13 protein-coding genes are annotated in these 15604 nt (G+C 73.6%); 6 read left to right on the top strand and 7 right to left on the bottom strand.

All coding sequences use genetic code 11. From position 1 onward, the window contains the following. Window positions 1–19 precede the first annotated feature (19 nt). From AB0O07_RS33775 to AB0O07_RS33760, 4 genes are all read right to left on the bottom strand, one after another. Window positions 20–1084, bottom strand: a complete 1065-nt coding sequence (locus AB0O07_RS33775; protein ID WP_365640708.1) for an iron chelate uptake ABC transporter family permease subunit — start codon at window positions 1082–1084, stop codon at window positions 20–22. Next, a complete protein-coding gene (locus AB0O07_RS33770) occupies window positions 1081–2121 on the bottom strand; it encodes an iron ABC transporter permease (RefSeq protein WP_365640706.1) in 1041 nt (346 codons plus the stop codon). The genes AB0O07_RS33775 and AB0O07_RS33770 overlap by 4 nt, the downstream gene beginning before the upstream one ends. A 107-nt stretch (window positions 2122–2228) precedes the next feature. Then, the gene (locus AB0O07_RS33765) at window positions 2229–3281 is read right to left on the bottom strand and encodes an iron-siderophore ABC transporter substrate-binding protein (RefSeq protein WP_365640703.1); all 1053 of its coding nucleotides are present in this window, start codon (window positions 3279–3281) and stop codon (window positions 2229–2231) included. A gap of 199 nt (window positions 3282–3480) precedes the next feature. Next, on the bottom strand, window positions 3481–4263 hold the full coding sequence (locus tag AB0O07_RS33760) for an SAM-dependent methyltransferase (protein ID WP_365640701.1): 783 nt from the start codon (window positions 4261–4263) through the stop codon (window positions 3481–3483). 288 nt (window positions 4264–4551) lie between these two features. Between AB0O07_RS33760 and AB0O07_RS33755 the strand changes: the two genes are divergently transcribed. The 6 genes from AB0O07_RS33755 to AB0O07_RS33730 all read left to right on the top strand — a co-directional run bounded on the left by AB0O07_RS33755 (window position 4552) and on the right by AB0O07_RS33730 (window position 12937). Continuing rightward, on the top strand, window positions 4552–5142 hold the full coding sequence (locus AB0O07_RS33755) for an antibiotic biosynthesis monooxygenase (protein ID WP_365640698.1): 591 nt from the start codon (window positions 4552–4554) through the stop codon (window positions 5140–5142). Between the two features lie 78 nt (window positions 5143–5220). Further along, the gene (gene pabB / locus AB0O07_RS33750; RefSeq protein WP_365640695.1) at window positions 5221–7527 is read left to right on the top strand and encodes an aminodeoxychorismate synthase component I; all 2307 of its coding nucleotides are present in this window, start codon (window positions 5221–5223) and stop codon (window positions 7525–7527) included. Continuing rightward, complete coding sequence (locus AB0O07_RS33745) at window positions 7524–9116, top strand: AMP-binding protein (protein WP_365640692.1); 1593 nt, start codon at window positions 7524–7526, stop codon at window positions 9114–9116. The genes pabB and AB0O07_RS33745 overlap by 4 nt, the downstream gene beginning before the upstream one ends. A gap of 42 nt (window positions 9117–9158) precedes the next feature. Then, window positions 9159–10820, top strand: coding sequence for an AMP-binding protein (locus AB0O07_RS33740; protein ID WP_365640689.1), 1662 nt, complete (start codon window positions 9159–9161; stop codon window positions 10818–10820). Window position 10821: 1 nt separating this feature from the next. Beyond that, the gene (locus AB0O07_RS33735; protein ID WP_365640687.1) at window positions 10822–12039 is read left to right on the top strand and encodes an FAD-dependent oxidoreductase; all 1218 of its coding nucleotides are present in this window, start codon (window positions 10822–10824) and stop codon (window positions 12037–12039) included. 16 nt (window positions 12040–12055) lie between these two features. Beyond that, a complete protein-coding gene (locus AB0O07_RS33730) occupies window positions 12056–12937 on the top strand; it encodes an aminotransferase class IV (RefSeq protein ID WP_365640685.1) in 882 nt (293 codons plus the stop codon). A 137-nt stretch (window positions 12938–13074) separates the two neighbouring features. Here the strand turns inward: AB0O07_RS33730 and AB0O07_RS33725 are convergent, their stop codons facing one another. The 3 genes from AB0O07_RS33725 to AB0O07_RS33715 form a co-directional block, all read right to left on the bottom strand. Next, window positions 13075–13566, bottom strand: coding sequence for a carboxymuconolactone decarboxylase family protein (locus AB0O07_RS33725; protein ID WP_365640682.1), 492 nt, complete (start codon window positions 13564–13566; stop codon window positions 13075–13077). A gap of 340 nt (window positions 13567–13906) precedes the next feature. Beyond that, window positions 13907–14866, bottom strand: a complete 960-nt coding sequence (locus tag AB0O07_RS33720) for a biotin-dependent carboxyltransferase family protein (protein WP_365640679.1) — start codon at window positions 14864–14866, stop codon at window positions 13907–13909. Between the two features lie 105 nt (window positions 14867–14971). Then, complete coding sequence (locus AB0O07_RS33715; RefSeq protein WP_365640779.1) at window positions 14972–15583, bottom strand: allophanate hydrolase subunit 1; 612 nt, start codon at window positions 15581–15583, stop codon at window positions 14972–14974. Window positions 15584–15604 lie beyond the last annotated feature (21 nt).

The raw sequence follows: 15604 nt of genomic DNA, 5'->3' as shown, positions 1-15604 counted from the left end.
CCTCGCGCTCCCGGGGCCGTCACAGGACTCCCTTGCGCCACTCCCGTATCAGCAGATAGCCGAGGTACGCGCCCCCGACGGCCAGGGTGTAGATGCCCACCGGAAGGTTCTCGAAGAGGGGCGACTGCTGGGCGCAGAGGTCGGCGAGGACCAGCAGCAGGGCGCCGGTCAGGGCGGAGAGCAGCAGGTGGGGGCCGGAGCCCCGGGTGAGGCGCTTGGCGATCTGGGGGGCCGTCAGGGCGATGAAGGCGATCGGCCCCGAGACGCTGACGGCGCCGGCGGAGAGGACGATCGAGAGGAGCACGGCGAGGCTCTTGGTGTTCCTGGGCTCGGAGCCCAGTCCTCCGGCGATCTCGTCGCCCATCTCGGCGATGCCCAGCCGGCGGGCGAGGAGCGCGGCGCAGGGTGCGGCGGCGAGCAGGACCAGCCAGATGGTGGCCGCGTGGTCCCAGGAGCGGGCGGCCAGGCTGCCGTTGACGTAGGCGGTGAGGACGGCCGCCTTGTCGCGCTCCACCGCGTAGACGACGTACTGGGTGATCGCGGTGGCGATGGCGGCGACGCCGATGCCGGCCACGACCAGGCGGGCCGGGTTGCGGAATCCGCTGCCGGTGGAGACGTACACCAGCCCCATGGCGAGCGCGGCGCCGGCGAGCGCGCCGAGCGGTACGGGGAGGGTGCCCGGCAGCAGGAGGGCGACGGTCGCGGCGCCCGCCCCGGCGCCCGCGCCCAGGCCGATCACATCGGGGCTGCCGAGCGGGTTGCGGGTGACGGACTGGAAGAGGGCGCCGGAGAGTCCGAGGGCCGCGCCGGTGCCGACCGCGACGGTGAGGCGGGGGCCGCGCAGCCGTTCCAGGACGAACGCGTCGGCGCCGTGCGCCCCGCCGGTGAGGGCGGTGGGGAGGTCGGGGAGGGCGATGCCGAGCCGGCCGAGGGTGAGGGTGGCGACGGCGGCGGCGAGGGTGAGGGCGACCGTGGCGAGCGCGATGACGACGGAGCGGCGCCGTACCGGCAGGGCGACGGCGCGGCCGAGGGTGAGATAGCCGCGCGGCGCGGGGGTACGGAGCGTGAGCTGGTTCCCGGTCATGTGGTGCCCTTCATCCTGCGGACGGCCAGCAGCAGCGCGGGGGCGCCGACGAACGCCGTCACCACGCCGACCATCAGTTCCTGCGGGCGCAGCACGGTCCGGCCGACCACGTCCGCGAGGAGGAGCAGGGCGGGGCCGGCGATGGCGGAGAAGACGATCTGGATCCGGAAGTCGACGCCGACGAGGGCGCGTACGAGGTGGGGTACGGCGAGGCCGACGAAGGCGATGGGGCCGGCGGCGGCGGTGGCGGCGGCGCTGAGCAGGGTGGCGGCGACGAGTCCGGTGCCGCGTACGAGGGCCGGGTTGGCGCCGAGGGAGGCGGCGGTGGCGTCGCCGAGGGCGAGGGCGTTGAGGCCGGGGCCGAGCAGGAGGGCGAGGAGGAGGCCGGTGGCGGCGAACGGGAGCACGGACCAGAGGACGTCGAAGTCCCGGCCGCCGAGGGCGCCGACCACCCAGTAGCGGTAGCTGTCGAAGACCTTGGGCCTGCTGAGGGTGACCGCCTGGATGAAGGCCATGAGGACGGCGGAGAGGACGGCGCCGGCGAGGACCAGCCGGACCAGGCCCGCGCCGCCGCCGGCCGAGCCGATGACATGGACGAGGAGACCGGCGAGGAGGGCGCCGGGGAGCGCCCACCACATGGTGTCGGTACGGCCCGACACGCCGAGGAAGGCGGTGGCGGCGACGATGCTCGCGGCGGCGCCGGCGTTGATGCCGAGGAGTCCGGGGTCGGCGAGGGGGTTGCGGGTGATGCCCTGCATGAGGGTGCCGGCAACGGCGAGGCAGACCCCGGCGAGCAGGCCGAGCGCGGTCCTCGGGTAGCGGCTCTCGACGACGGTGACGACATAGGGGTCGGCGGTGTGGTCGAGGACGGCGAGGACGTCGCCGAAGGAGGTGGTCCTGCTGCCGAACATGACGCTCGCCACGACCGCGAGTGCCAGGACGGCGACCCCGGCGAGCAGGGCGTACGCCCGACGGGCGGTGCCGGCACGCGGGGTGCCGGAACCGCCCGTGCGGGCCGGTGCGGTGGTGGTGGTCATCCGGGGTGCGGGCGCCTTACGTGTCGGGACGTGGAGCGGGGCCGGTGGTGGCGTGGGCCGTGCCGCGGGCCGGTGGTGCCGTGGGCCGCGGTGGGGCGTGGCCGGTGTTATTTGTCGAGCTTGGCGACGGCCTTGTCGATCAGCGGGAGGTAGCGGTCGACGACCCAGGGGACGGTGAGCGGGTTGATGATGGAGGACGCGGTGACGAAGGAGGTGTCCTCGCTGGCGACGAGGGAGCCGCGCTGGACGGCGGGGATCGCCGCGTACAGCTTCTGCGCCTCGATCTCCTGACGGGTCTTCGCGTCGGAGTAGAAGGTGAAGACGAGGTCGCTGTCGGCGAGCTTCTCCGCGTTCTCCAGGCCGATGAGGGCCGAGTCGGTGCCCTTGGTCTCCTTGAACGTCTTGACCACCGGGTCGACGGTGAGGCCGAGGGAGGAGACCATCTTCACCCGCTGCTCGTCGGGGAGGAAGACGCCGAGCGTGCCGGGGCCCGAGGTGTAGATGTAGGAGAAGGAGACGTCCTTGTAGGCGGGGCGGGTGGCGGCGGCGTCCGCGAGCTGCTTCTCGATGGTCGAGGTGAGCTTCTTCGCTTCGTCGGGCCGGCCCAGTGCCTTGGCGATGATCTCGATCTGCTCGTCCCAGCTCGTGGACCACGCCAGTTCCGGGTAGGCGACGGTGGGCGCGATGTCGGAGAGGATGTCGAACTGCTCCTGGGTGATGCCCGACCAGGGGGCGAGGATCACATCGGGTTCGAGGGCGGTGATGGCCTCGAAGTCGATGTCCTCGCCGCCCGTGAACTGGGTGGGCAGTTTGTCGCCCGCCTTCTTCACCGCCTCGTGGATCCACGGGAGGTAGCCGGTCTTGTCGCTGCCCCACTCGTAGCTCTCGATGCCGACGGGGGTGTGGCCGAGGGCGATGGCGGTCTCCGCGGAGCCCTGGCCGAGGGTGACGACCCGCTCGGGCTGTTCGGTGATCTCCGCGGAGCCGAGCGCGCTCTTGATGGTGACCGGGAAGGCTCCGTCGGCGGCGGCGTTCGGGGCGGCGGCACCGGAGTCCTTGGTGTCGGTCGAGGAGCAGCCGCCGAGCACGAGGGTGAGCGCGGCGGCGGTGGCCGTGACGGCGAGGGTGGTGCGTCGCGCGCGGGTGAGCCAGGAAGGCATGCGGGTTCCTCGGGTTTCGTGGGCAGCGTACAGCGTAAAATCTTAGGCAAGCCTAAGCTAAGTGATATTTCCCTTTCAACTGGCAGACGAACGGCCCCCGTCCGGGTGGGGACGGGGGCCGGGCGTACAGAACTGCGCGCGTACGGGTACGGACCGCGCAAGGGTACGGAGCGTACGGGCCTACGGGCGGCGGTGGGGCTCAGCGGACGCGGCCGACCCCCGCGTAGACGCCGCTCTCCTCCAGGACCGCGACATCGTCGGGGCGCCACTGGGTGACGGTCACAAGGCCGGGCTCGACCATCTCCAGTCCTTCGAAGAACCGGGCCACCTCGGCCCCGGTGCGCAGCCCGAGGGTGATGCCGCCCTTCGCGTACTCCGCGAGGACCTGCTCGGCCTGTTCGGGCTGGAGGTCGCGGGAGGCGTTGGAGAGGACGAGGTAGCTGCCCGGGGGCAGGGACTCCACCAGGGTGCGGGTGATCGCGTACGCCTCCTCGTCGTCCGGGACGAAGTGCATCAGCGCGATCAGGGAGAGGGCTATCGGGCGGTCGAAGTCCAGGATGGCGCGGGCGTGTTCGAGGATCTCCCCGGGGGCGCGCACATCGGCCTGGATGTAGTCGGTGGTGCCCTCCTCGGTGGAGACCAGCAGGGCCTCCGCGTGGCGCAGCACGATGGGGTCGTTGTCCGTGTAGACGATGCGGGCGGCCGGCACGGTGCGCTGGACGAGCTGGTGGAGGTTGGGCTCGGTGGGGATGCCCGTGCCGATGTCGAGGTACTGGTCGACACCCTGGCGGGCGAGCCAGACGGCGGCCCGCCGCATGAAGGCGCGGTTCTGCACGGCGCCGGTGGTGGCCTCGGCGGGCAGCCGCTCGGCGACCGCGCGGTCGACGTCGTAGTTGTCCTTGCCGCCCAGGAGGTAGTCGTAGACCCGGGCCGGATGGGGCCGGCTGGTGTCGATCTGGGGTTTGGGGGTGCCGACGGCCACTGGACGCTCCTCGGGCTGGCGATCGCGGGACGGGAGGGGAACCGGGGGGTGGGGCTGTTCGGGGGACAGCGTAGGTGATCTGCCCGGCGTCCGTGGCGAGTTGGGGCACGGTACGCGCAGGCGGGAGGGGTCGCGAGGGCCGTCACCGAGGATTCACAGAATTCCCTCGGAAACCATTGAACACATGGCAGAGTGCTTTCGTATTCAATGATGTCCGGCTCGATGAATAGGGATCACCGCTCGTGGGATCACCGACATCGTGATGCCCCGAAGGAGGTCACGGCCGGAGTGCGAAACGAACCGATGACGGTCACGACCGCTTACCACGTCGCCCCGGGGCGCGAAAGCGATTTCCGCTCCTGGGCGATGGCCGTACTGGGTGCGGCGGCCCGCGTTCCGGGTTATCTCGGGGGCGGCGTCCTGGCGCCCGGGGAGGGCGGCACGGAATGGCATGTCATTCACCGGTTCGACTCGGCATATGCCACGGAGGTCTGGGAGGAATCGGCCGCCAGGACCCAGTTGGTGTCGTACGGGGATCAGCTTGCCCGGGAGACCGGGCACCGGAGGATACGAGGTCTCAGAGCCTGGTTCGAGGGCGCACCCGAGGCGGCACCGGTGTCGCCGCCCCGGCCGCCGCCGAAATGGAAGTTGTGGTTCGTGAACATGGGAGCGGTTTTTCCGCCGGTGCTCGTCTTCAATCTGACGGTGATCCCCTATCTGGGCGGTCTCAACGCACTGGTACGGACGCTCATTCTCTGCCTGAGCGTGACGGCCATTGTCACCTGGGTGCTGATGCCCCGTCTTCAGCGCTTTCTCAAGAAATGGCTCTATCCGCCCCTTCAGGCGCTGCGCGGGCGCCACAAGCGCCGCCCGGCGTAGCCGGCGGGGGTACGGAGAGAACGCCCGGCGGGGACACGTGCCGCAAGGCCCCGGAAAGACGAAAGGGAGGTGGGCCGGGTGAGGACCCTGCTCATCGACAATTACGACTCGTACACGTACAACCTGTTCCAGCTCATCGCCGAGGTGAATGGCGAGGAGCCGGTCGTGGTGCTCAACGACGCGCCGTCCGGCTCCGGACCTGATCTGCGGGAGTTCGACAACATCGTGGTGTCCCCGGGGCCCGGACACCCCGGCACGGCCCGGGACTTCGGCATCAACACGGCGCTGCTGGCCCGCTCCGGGATCCCCGTGCTCGGGGTCTGCCTGGGCCATCAGGGCATCGCGGTGGGCGAGTCGGCGCAGGTGGTGACGGCGCCCCGGCCCCGGCACGGGCATCTCTCGGTCATCCGGCACGACGGCCGGGAGCTGTTCCGGGGGATACCGCAGAACTTCACGGCGGTGCGCTACCACTCGCTCGCCGTACGGGAGCCGCTGCCGCCCACCCTGGAGGCCACGGCGTGGGCCGAGGACGGGGTGCTGATGGGGCTGCGGCACCGGACCCGGCCGATGTGGGGGGTGCAGTTCCACCCCGAGTCGATCCTCACCGAGGGCGGCCACCGGATGCTCGGCAACTTCGCCGATCTCACCCGCGCCTGGCGGCACGGGGAGCGGACGCGCCCCGTCGGGCGCCGTTCCGTGCCCTCGCCCCGGGCCGCCGCCGGGCGGCGGAGGACACCGGCGGCGGCCTCGGAGGGCGAGCGGGAGCCCGCCCCGGCGGGTCCGGGCGCCCCGGCGGGCGCCCCGGCCACCATCTCCGCCGGCGTCACCGCCTCCGCCCCGGCCGACTCCTCGGCGCCGCCCGGCCGTTACCGGCTGCACAGCAGGATGATCGGCACGGCCGTCGACACGGAGGCGGCGTTCACCCGGATGTGTGCGGGCGCGCCCCGCGCGTTCTGGCTGGACAGCGCCTCCGTCGAGGAGGGGCGGGCCCGCTTCTCGTTCTTCGGTGACGGGGCGGGGCCGCTCGCCGAGTTGGTCCGTCACGACACCGAGGCGGGGCGGAGCGAGATCGAACGCCCCGGGCATCCGCCGCGTACCGTGCCGGGCAGTGTCTTCGACTATCTTCAGGGCGAGTTGGCGGCGCGTACGGTGGACGCCCCGGAGCTGCCCTTCGACTTCACGGGCGGTTATGTCGGGTACCTCGGGTACGAGGTGAAGGCGGAGTGCGGCTCACCCAACCGGCACCGCGCCGGCACCCCGGACGCCTGCTGGCTCTTCGCAGACCGGTTCGTGGTGGTGGACCACCAGGAGTCCACGACCTACGCGGTGGCCCTCGCCGAGCCGACCCCGGAAGGTGCGCGAGAGGCCGCCGAGTGGCTCGACTCGGCGGTGGCGCTGCTGAGTTGTGTGCCCGCCGCGCCCGTCCCCGGGGCCGCCCAGGACCTCGGCGGCCGGCCCCGCGCCGGCCGGCCGGCCGCCGGTCTGACCGTCACCGATCTCACCGCGGCCGAGCCCTGGCTGGAGCGCGACCGGGCGACCTATCTCGCGGACATCGAGGCGTGCCGGAAGGAGCTGGCCGCCGGGGTGAGTTACGAGATCTGCCTGACCAACGCCGCCGACCTGCCGGCGCCGTCCGACACCTTCGGCTTCTACCGGGCGCTGCGCCGCCACAACCCGGCCCCGTACGCGGCCTTCCTGAGCTTCGGGGAGGTGGAGGTGGCGTGCTCCTCGCCGGAGCGGTTCCTGCGGATCGGCCGGGACGGCACCGTGGAGGCCAAGCCGATCAAGGGCACGGCGCCGCGCGGCGCGCGCCCCGAGGAGGACGCCCTGCTGCGGGACGCGCTCGCCGCCGACGAGAAGACCCGGGCCGAGAACCTGATGATCGTCGACCTGCTCCGCAACGACCTGGGCCGGGTCTGCCGTACGGGCTCCGTGGAGGTGCCCCGGCTGATGGCGACCGAGACCTATGCGACCGTGCACCAGTTGGTCTCCACCGTGCGGGGGCGGCTCCGGGCCGGCCAGGACGCGGTGGCGTGTGTACGGGCCTGCTTCCCCGGCGGTTCGATGACGGGGGCGCCCAAGCTGCGCACCCTGGAGATCATCGACCGTCTGGAGACCTCGGCGCGCGGCGTGTACTCCGGTGCGATCGGCTATCTGAGCTGCAACGGGGCGGCCGACCTCAACATCGTGATCCGTACGGCCGTGTTCAGCGGCGGCCGGATGCGGCTGGGCGCGGGCGGCGCGATCGTGCTGGGCTCCGACCCGGTGGCCGAGTACGACGAGATGCTGCTGAAGACCGCCGCCCCGCTCCGCGCCTACCGGGACGTCACGGTACGGCCGGACGCCCCGCACCCCGTTCTCCCCGTAGAGGAGCCGGTCCGATGACCTCCCCCACCCTGACCTCCCCCACTCCGGCCTCCGCCACCTCCGCCACCGACACCTCCGCCACCGCCGTCCGCCCGGCCGCCGGGGCGGGCGCCGCCCGTGGCTGTCCCGGCAACCTCGCCTCCGATCTCGCCGATCTGGCGGAGCGGCACGGCTGGCGCGGCCGGCCCGCCTTCCATCAGGACCACCGGGTCTGGACCCATGGCGAGGTGCACGATCTCGCGGCGCGGTGCGCCACCGTGCTGGCCCACCGCGGGGTCGGCCCGGGCGACCGGGTGCTGCTCGCGCTGCCGGACTCCATCGCGTGGGTGGCCACGTTTCTCGCGGTGGCCCGCCTCGGGGCGACCGCGGTCCTGGTCAACCCCGAACTGCCGCGCGCCGACCACGCGTTCATGGCCGAGGACGCGGGGATCGGTCTCGCGGTGACCGGGCCGGGTCTGGAGAACCGGTTCGGGCCCGAACGGCGGCTCTCCAGCGACCAGTTGCTGGCGCTGGCCTGTACGGCGGCGCCCGCCGACGCGCGGCCCGCCGGGGCGGACACCCCGCTGTACGTGCAGTACACCTCGGGGACCACCGGCCGGCCGAAGGGCGTGGTGCACCACCACGGGGACCCGGAGGCGTACTACGAGTTCATCGGGCGGCGGCTGCTGCGGGTCGGCCCCGACGATGTCACCCTCTCGGTCTCCAAGCTGTACTTCGCGTACGGCTTCGGCAACGCCTTCGTCTTCCCGCTCTTCTCCGGCTCCTCCGCCGTCCTGGTGGACCGGCGCCCCACCCCGGCCGCCGTGGACGAACTGGTGGCCCGCCACCGGGTGACGCTGCTGTACTCGGTGCCGACGGCGTACGCCGCGCTGGTCGCCGACCGGGCGGACGGCCACGCGGCGTGCTTCGCCTCGGTACGGGCGGCGGTCTCGGCCGGTGAGCGGCTGCCCGCCGGGCTCGGGGAGCGGGTGACCGAGCTGCTGGGCGCGCCCGTGCTGGAGCAGATCGGCTCGACCGAGGTGGGGCACGCGTTCTGTGCCAACGGCCTCTCCCACAACACCCCGGGCACCGTGGGCCGTCCGGTCCCCGGGTACGAGGTGCAGGTGCGGGACGGCGCGGGGCGTCCGGTGCCGGACGGCGAGGAGGGCGAACTCTGGGTGAAGGGGCCCACGGTGGCCTGCGGCTATCTCAACCTCCCGGAGGACACGTCCCGTTCGTCGGGCGGCTGGCTGGCCACCCGGGACCGGGCGCGCCGCGAGCCGGACGGCACCTACCGCCATCTGGGCCGGGCGGACGACATGGAGATGGTGGGCGGGGTCACCGTCTCGCCGCTGGAGATCGAGGGGGTGCTGCGGACCCATCCGGCGGTCCGTGAGGTCGCGGTGGCCGCGGTCACCGACGAGGGGGGCGCGAGCAGGCTGCGGGCGTTCGTCGTCCTCGCCGCTCCGGTCCCGGACGACGACCCCCTGGAGGCGGCGCTCCTCGCGCTGGTACGGGAGCGGCTGGCCCCGTTCAAGGTGCCCCGCTCGGTCCAGGTGGTGCGCGCTCTGCCCCGTACCCCCACCGGCAAGCTGCGGCGCCATGTGGTGCGCCATGGCTCCTGGTGAACTCCCCCCTCATTCTGTGCTGTTCAGGAAGGAACGGTCATCATGTCGCAGCCTCTCCTCGCCGAGCGGGGCTTCTTCCTCGGGCTGATGTTCCACCGGGCGGCCCGCCGGTACGGCGCGGTCCCGGTCACCCTCGACCGGCCGCTGGATGTCTCCCCCGAGGCCGGACTCGACCTGAGTTACCGGGAGTTGGCGGATCTGGTGGACGATCTGTCGGCCCGGCTCTGGGCGGCGGGCGTCCGGCCGGCGGAACGGGTGGCCATCCACAAGGCGGACAACGTCGACATCGTGGTGCTGGCCTGCGCGGTGGCCCGGATCGGGGCGGTGCCCGCACTGCTCTCCCCCGGGCTATCCGGCCGGGTCGCCGGTGAGCTGCTGGCGCGGCTCGGCCGGCCCTGGCTGCTCACCGACCGGGCCACGCTGACGGGTTCGCTCCGCGCGGCGGGCGCCCCGGCGGACGGGGCGCCGGGGCCGGGGGCGCCCGCGCCGGGGGTGACCGGTCTGGTCCGGCGGGTCCTCACCGTCGACCGGGGCGCCGGCGGTGCCGGCGACGACGGCGGTACCGGCGGTGACGGTGTCGTGGCGCTGGACATGTACGCCGACGCGCCGCCGAAGGCGCCCGTACGGCTCCATCCGCGCGAGCCCGCGCTGATCACCCACAGTTCGGGCACGACCGGGGTGCCGAAGCTGGCGGTGCACTCCGCGTACACGATGTGGAACCGGCTGGTGCCGCAGAAGGCGCTGGGGTGGCCGACCCGGGGCGAGAGCGCCGCGCTCCATCTGTCGTTCGTGCACTCCCGCTTCTACCATCTCCTCGGTGTGCTGCTGCACTTCGGCAGCCCGCTGCTGCTGCTCGTCGACCCGGATCCGGCCTCGGCGGGGCCGCTGCTCGCCCGGCACCGGCCCGGGATCGTCGAGACCCACCCCAACACCTTCGTGCTCTGGGAGGAGTTGGCGGACGCGCCGGGTGCGCCGCTCTCCTGGGTGCGCTCGTACGGGTCGACGTTCGACGCGATCCATCCGCGTACCGTCCAGCGGCTGCTGGGCGCCTCCCGGCGGCGTGCGCCCTGGCTCGTGCAGCTCTACGGGCAGAGCGAGACGGGTCCGGTGGCGTTCCAGTGGTACTCGCGGCGGGGCGCGGCGAAGGCGGACGGCCGGCGGGTCGGGACGGCGATCCCCGGGTTCACCCGGATCCGGATCGCGGACGGGGACGGGCGGCGCGTCGCGCCGGGCACCCCGGGCCGGATCGAGGCCAGGACCCGGGGCCGGATCCTCACCTATCTGGGGGCCCCGGAGACCTATGCGCGCCAGCTGAACGGCGGCTGGTGGCAGATGGGCGACATGGGGTACCGGGGCCGGTGGGGCGGGCTCTATCTGATGGACCGCGAGATCGACATGATCGACTCGGTGACCAGCAATCTCGCGGTCGAGGACGTCCTGATGTCCCGGCTGGACGAGCTGCGCGAGGTGGTGATCGTGCCGGGGGTGGAGCGGGAGCCGGTGCCGGTGGTCTGTGTCCGGGACGACCGGCCGCTGGACACCCGGCGGTGGATCGAGGCGACCGAGGACCTGCCGGTGATGGCGGCGCCGTTGCAGTGGCGGTTCGACGATCTGCCCCGTACCTCGACATGGAAGATCAAGCGGGTGGAGATCACCTCGATGCTCGCCGAGGGCGCCCTGCCGGCGGTGCGGTTCGGTGGCTGAGATGAGAACACCGGTCCTGGTGGTGGGCGCGGGGCCGGTGGGGCTCACGGCGGCGCTGGCGCTGCGGGCCCGCGGGCTGCCGGTGACCGTGCTGGAGGCGGACCCGGAGGGGCGGGAGCGGCCGGGCAGCCGGGCGCTCTTCGTGCACCGGGAGACGCTGCGGCTGCTGGAGGGGATGCGGCCGGGGCTCGCCGCCGAGATCGTCGCGTACGGCAGCACCTGGCACACCAGACGGACCCTGTACCGGGGGCGCGAGGTGTACGCGCGGACCTTCCCGGCGCGGGCCCCCTCCCCCACCGGTGCGGAGGCCGTGCGGGCGACCCCGTTCACGAGTCTGCGGCAGGTGGACACGGAGCGGTTCCTGCTGGCGGCGTGCGAGGCGGCGCAGGTGCGGTTCGCGTGGGGGGCGCGGGTGGAGCGGGTCCGGGTCTCCGAGAAGGGGGTGGCGCTCTCGGCGGAGGACGGCCGCTCCTGGTCGGGCGGGTATGTGATCGCGGCCGACGGGGCGCGCTCGGCGGTCCGGGCCCAGCTCGGCATCCCGATGGAGGGGGTGCGCGCCGAGGGGTTCCATGTGGTGGTGGACGTGGCCGACATCCCGGGCGCTGAGCTGCCGCTGGAGCGGGTCTTCCACTACGAGCATCCGGGGGCGGGCGGGCGGAGTGTGATGCGGGTGCCGTTCACCGGTGGGTTCCAGATCGACCTCCAGTGCCGGGACGACGACGACCCGGAGGCGTTCGGCACCCGGGAGGCGGTGCGGCGGTGGCTGCCCCGGCTGGTGGGCGAGGGGTACGAGGAGCGGGTGCTGTGGGTGTCGACGTACCGCTTCCTGCGGAAGGTGGCCGCCTCGTTCACCGACCCGGAGCGCCGGGTGCTGCTGGTCGGCGAGGCGGCGCATCTCTTCCCGCCGTTCGGGGCGCGGGGCATGAACAGCGGGATCGCGGACGCGGCGGCCGCCGCCTCGGCGGTGGTGGCCGGGATCGCGACCGGCTCAGCGCGGCCCGTGGAGGAGTTCGCGGCGGAGCGGCACGCGGCGGCGGTCTTCAACAGCGCGGCGGCCGGCACGGCGTTGGACCATCTCCGGCCCCGGCGCTCCGTACGGGTGAAACAGCGCGCGGCGGCGGCGCTGGCGCCGGTGGTTCCGTGGTGCGGCGAGTGGCTGGAGCGGGCGCCGTACGGTCCCCGGCGCGGTGCGGTGGCCGGCGCGGGCCGCACATACTGAGAGTCAGGCTGGTGGGATGGACGACAGGGAGGATGACCGGATGGCGGCGACACCGACCGATCCCTCGGCGGCGGTCGGGGAACGGGTGCTGGGATGGGAGCCGGGCCGGGGCTTCGGCGACCTGGCGGCGGGCCCCGGCACGGGTACGGGGGGCGGCGGGCGCTCCGGCGGGTCGCTCCCCGCCGCGGACTCGTGGCTGGTCAGTGAGGGGCGGGTGCGGGCACTCGCCCGGCACCGGGAGCGGTTTCTGCGCGCGTGCGCCGAGACCGCCGAGTTCCCGCACGGGCAACTGGCGGCGTTCTGGCAGGACATGACGGTGGAGCTGCCGCGCCGGGGGGCGTGGTTCCCCCGGGTGGAGCTGGCGCCGCCGGGCGAGGATCCCCGGCTGCGGCTGCGGCTGCGGGTCGCTCCTTCGCTCACCTCGGAGGTACGGGTGTGGGCGGCGGGTGTGCCGGATCCCCGGACGGTGCCCCGCCGCAAGGGCCCCGACCTGGCGGTCCTCGCCGAGGTGCGGCGGGCGGCCGTGGAGCGGGGGGCGGACGAGGCGCTGCTGGTCTCGGCGTCGGGGGTGGTGCTGGAGGCGGCGTACTCCAGTCTGATGTGGTGGGAGGAGGACACCCTCTGTGTGCCCTCCCCGGCCCTTCCGGTGCTGGCGAGCGTGACCGCCGCGGTCATCCGGGAGCGGGCCCGGCGGACCCGGGTGCCGTTTGTGGCGCGGGAGTGCACGGTGGCGGAGCTGGCGGACCGGGAGGTGTGGCTGGTGAACGCCTTGCACGGGATCCGCCCGGTGACGGCATGGGTGGGCCGGCCGCTGCGGGCGGCTCCGGCGACCCGGGCGCCGGAATGGCGGCGCTGGCTGAACGGAATCACCGAACCGCTGCCGGCCGACTGGCCCTGACCGATATCCGGGCCCCCGATGCGCGGCGCGATGACGCGGCAGCGGGCACCGGAAAAGGCGGCGATATCGCGCCGGACCGTGGGGTACGGTCCGGCGCGATATCGCCGTGGTGAATATTCCGATGGTGCCGGAAATTATCAGGAATTCTTGGGGACCGGCTGATAGGCGCCGGGAATCATACGGGTCGCGATGGCGATCCGGTTGTACGCGTTGATGACGGTGGCCGCCCAGATCAACGCGGCGAGCTGCGGCTCCTCGAACACGGCGGCGGCCTCGGCGTAGACCGCGTCGGGCACCTGGCCGTCGTGGACCAGGGTGATCGCCTCGGTCAGGGCGAGGGCGGCGCGCTCGCGCTCGGTGAAGAAGGGCGTGTCGCGCCAGGCGCTCAGGGTGTGGATCCGGTGCTCGGCCTCGCCCTGGGCGCGGGCGTCCTTGGTGTGCATGTCGAGGCAGAAGGCGCAGCCGTTGATCTGCGAGGCGCGGATCTGGACCAGTTCCAGGATTTCCGGTTCGACCTTGGCGTCCTGCGCGGCGGTCACGGCGGCGGCGTGCAGCGCGCCCATCGAAGCGGAGACATCCGGGGTGATTTTCTTCAACGGCACACGGGGAGCGGATTGCTTTATCGTCATGCCCGGAACTCTATGACCTGGCGGGATGCCGGAGGTACGGAACGGAGAAATACCCGGGATATTTTCCGCGCGGCCGGAAGAGGGCGGAAGGGGAATCGGGCGAGCGGGCGGAAATGAAGGCCCCGGCTGGACGGGGGATTCCAGCCGGGGCCGTTCCTGGGTGGTCGCGGGGCCGGTCACCGCACGGCGCGCCCGGTCGCCCGGGGCGGGGCCCCGGGGACACGGTGTCTCCGCGTCCACATATGGATGAACGGTAAACCATCCAGGGACGTTCCCGTTCACCGGCCCCTCGTTCGAGTGATACGTACCACATTCGCCCCATCCGCCCCACCGGCCCGGTTCACCGGGGAGCGCGTACGGCCGCGTACCGGCGGAACCGGAGCGGGGCGCCCGGCGGAAGCTGTCCGGCGAGCGGGAGGTCGTCGGCGTGGACGACGCCGATCACCGGGTAGCCCCCGGTGACCGGGTGGTCGGCGAGGAAGAGGATCGGCTGTCCGTTCGGGGGGACCTGGAGGGCGCCGCGCACCATGCCCTCGGCGGGGAGTTCACCGCTCCCGCTCCGGACCAGGGCGGGGCCTTCGAGCCGTACACCCACCCGGTTGGAGCGGCTGGTGGCCGTCCAGGCCGCACGGTAGAGCGCCTGGCGGGACGCCGCGTCGAACCACTCTTCGCGCGGCCCCGGCACCACCCGGAGGGTGAAGGCGGCGGGCGGCGCGGCGCACGGCGCCAGGTCGACGCCGGGGAGGGCGCCGGTGGCCGGGGCGACGGGCAGCAGGTCGCCCGCCGTCAGCGGCGGCGGGCCGAGCCCGGAGAGCAGGTCGGTGGCGCGGGAGCCGAGCACGGGCGGTACGTCGAACCCGCCCCGTACGGCGAGATAGGTGCGCAGTCCGGAGGTGGGCGCCCCGATGTCGAGGAGCTGGCCGTCCCGCGCCGCGACCGGCGCGTTCATGCCGATGGCCCGGCCGTCGAGCCGTACGGGGCAGGACGCGCCGGTGAGCGCGAGGTGGAGGACGGCGGGGGCGGCGTCCGGGCGGCGGGAGTGGATCCGGGCGCGCACCCCGCCGAGGGTGAGCTCCAGGGCCGCGGTGTTCTCCGGGTTGCCGAGCAGCCGGTTGGCGAGGGTGAGCGAGCGGGTGTCGGCGGCGCCCGAGGCGGTGACACCGAGATGGGCCCAGCCGGGGCGGCCGAGGTCCTGGAGGGTGGTGAGCGGCCCCGGGGCGAGGATCTCCAGTTGGCGTCCGGCCGGCGGGACTTCCGGTGAGCCTTTGGTCGGCGGGACTTCCGGCGGGCGTGCGGTCATCGGGGGCTCCTGGGGTGTCCGGTGGGCGGACCTTTCTGCGGGCGTCCGGTCATCGGGGGCTCCTCGGGGGTCCGGTGGGCGGCCCCTCCGGCAGGCGTCCGGTCATCAGCCGACCGCCCGCAGCCGGACGGTCCTGCCCGGGATCAGCAGGGCGGGCGGGTCGCGGCGTTCGTCCCACAAGGTGAGGGTGGTGGTGCCCAGGAGGTGCCAGCCGCCGGGTGAGGAGCGGGGGTAGACGCCGGTGAAGCCGCCCGCCACGGCGACCGAGCCGGCCGGCACCTCGGTGCGCGGTTCGGCGCGGCGCTCCAGCGCGAGCAGCGGGTCGGTGCCGGTCAGATAGCCGAAGCCGGGGGCGAATCCGGCGAAGGCCACGGTGTAGCGGGGCGCGGTGTGCCGGGCGATCACCTCGTCCGGGGTGAGCCCGGTGCGCCGGGCGACCTCGGCGAGGTCGGCGCCGTCGTACCGTACGGGCACGGTGAGCGCCTCGGGTCCGCCGGCCGGTCGCGGCGGGAGGCTCCGGGGGGCGAGGGCGCGGCGGGTCACCTCGCGGGTGAGCGGGGCGGGTCCGGTGACGGCGGGGTCGTAGCCGATGAGCAGGGTGCGGGCGGCGGCGACCAGGTCCCGTACGCCGGGCGGGGGGTCGTCGGCGAGGTCGGCGCGGAGGGCGAGTACGGCGTCGAGTCCGGTCAGCTCCACGAGGAGCGCCTCGCTGCCCATCGGCCGGACGACCGGGGCGTC

Origin of the sequence: Streptomyces sp. NPDC093085 (genome assembly GCF_040683935.1) — a bacterium.
Lineage (GTDB): Bacteria > Actinomycetota > Actinomycetes > Streptomycetales > Streptomycetaceae > Streptomyces.
The sequence above is the reverse complement of the archived record's forward strand: the minus strand, read 5'-3'. Positions and strand labels throughout refer to the sequence as shown.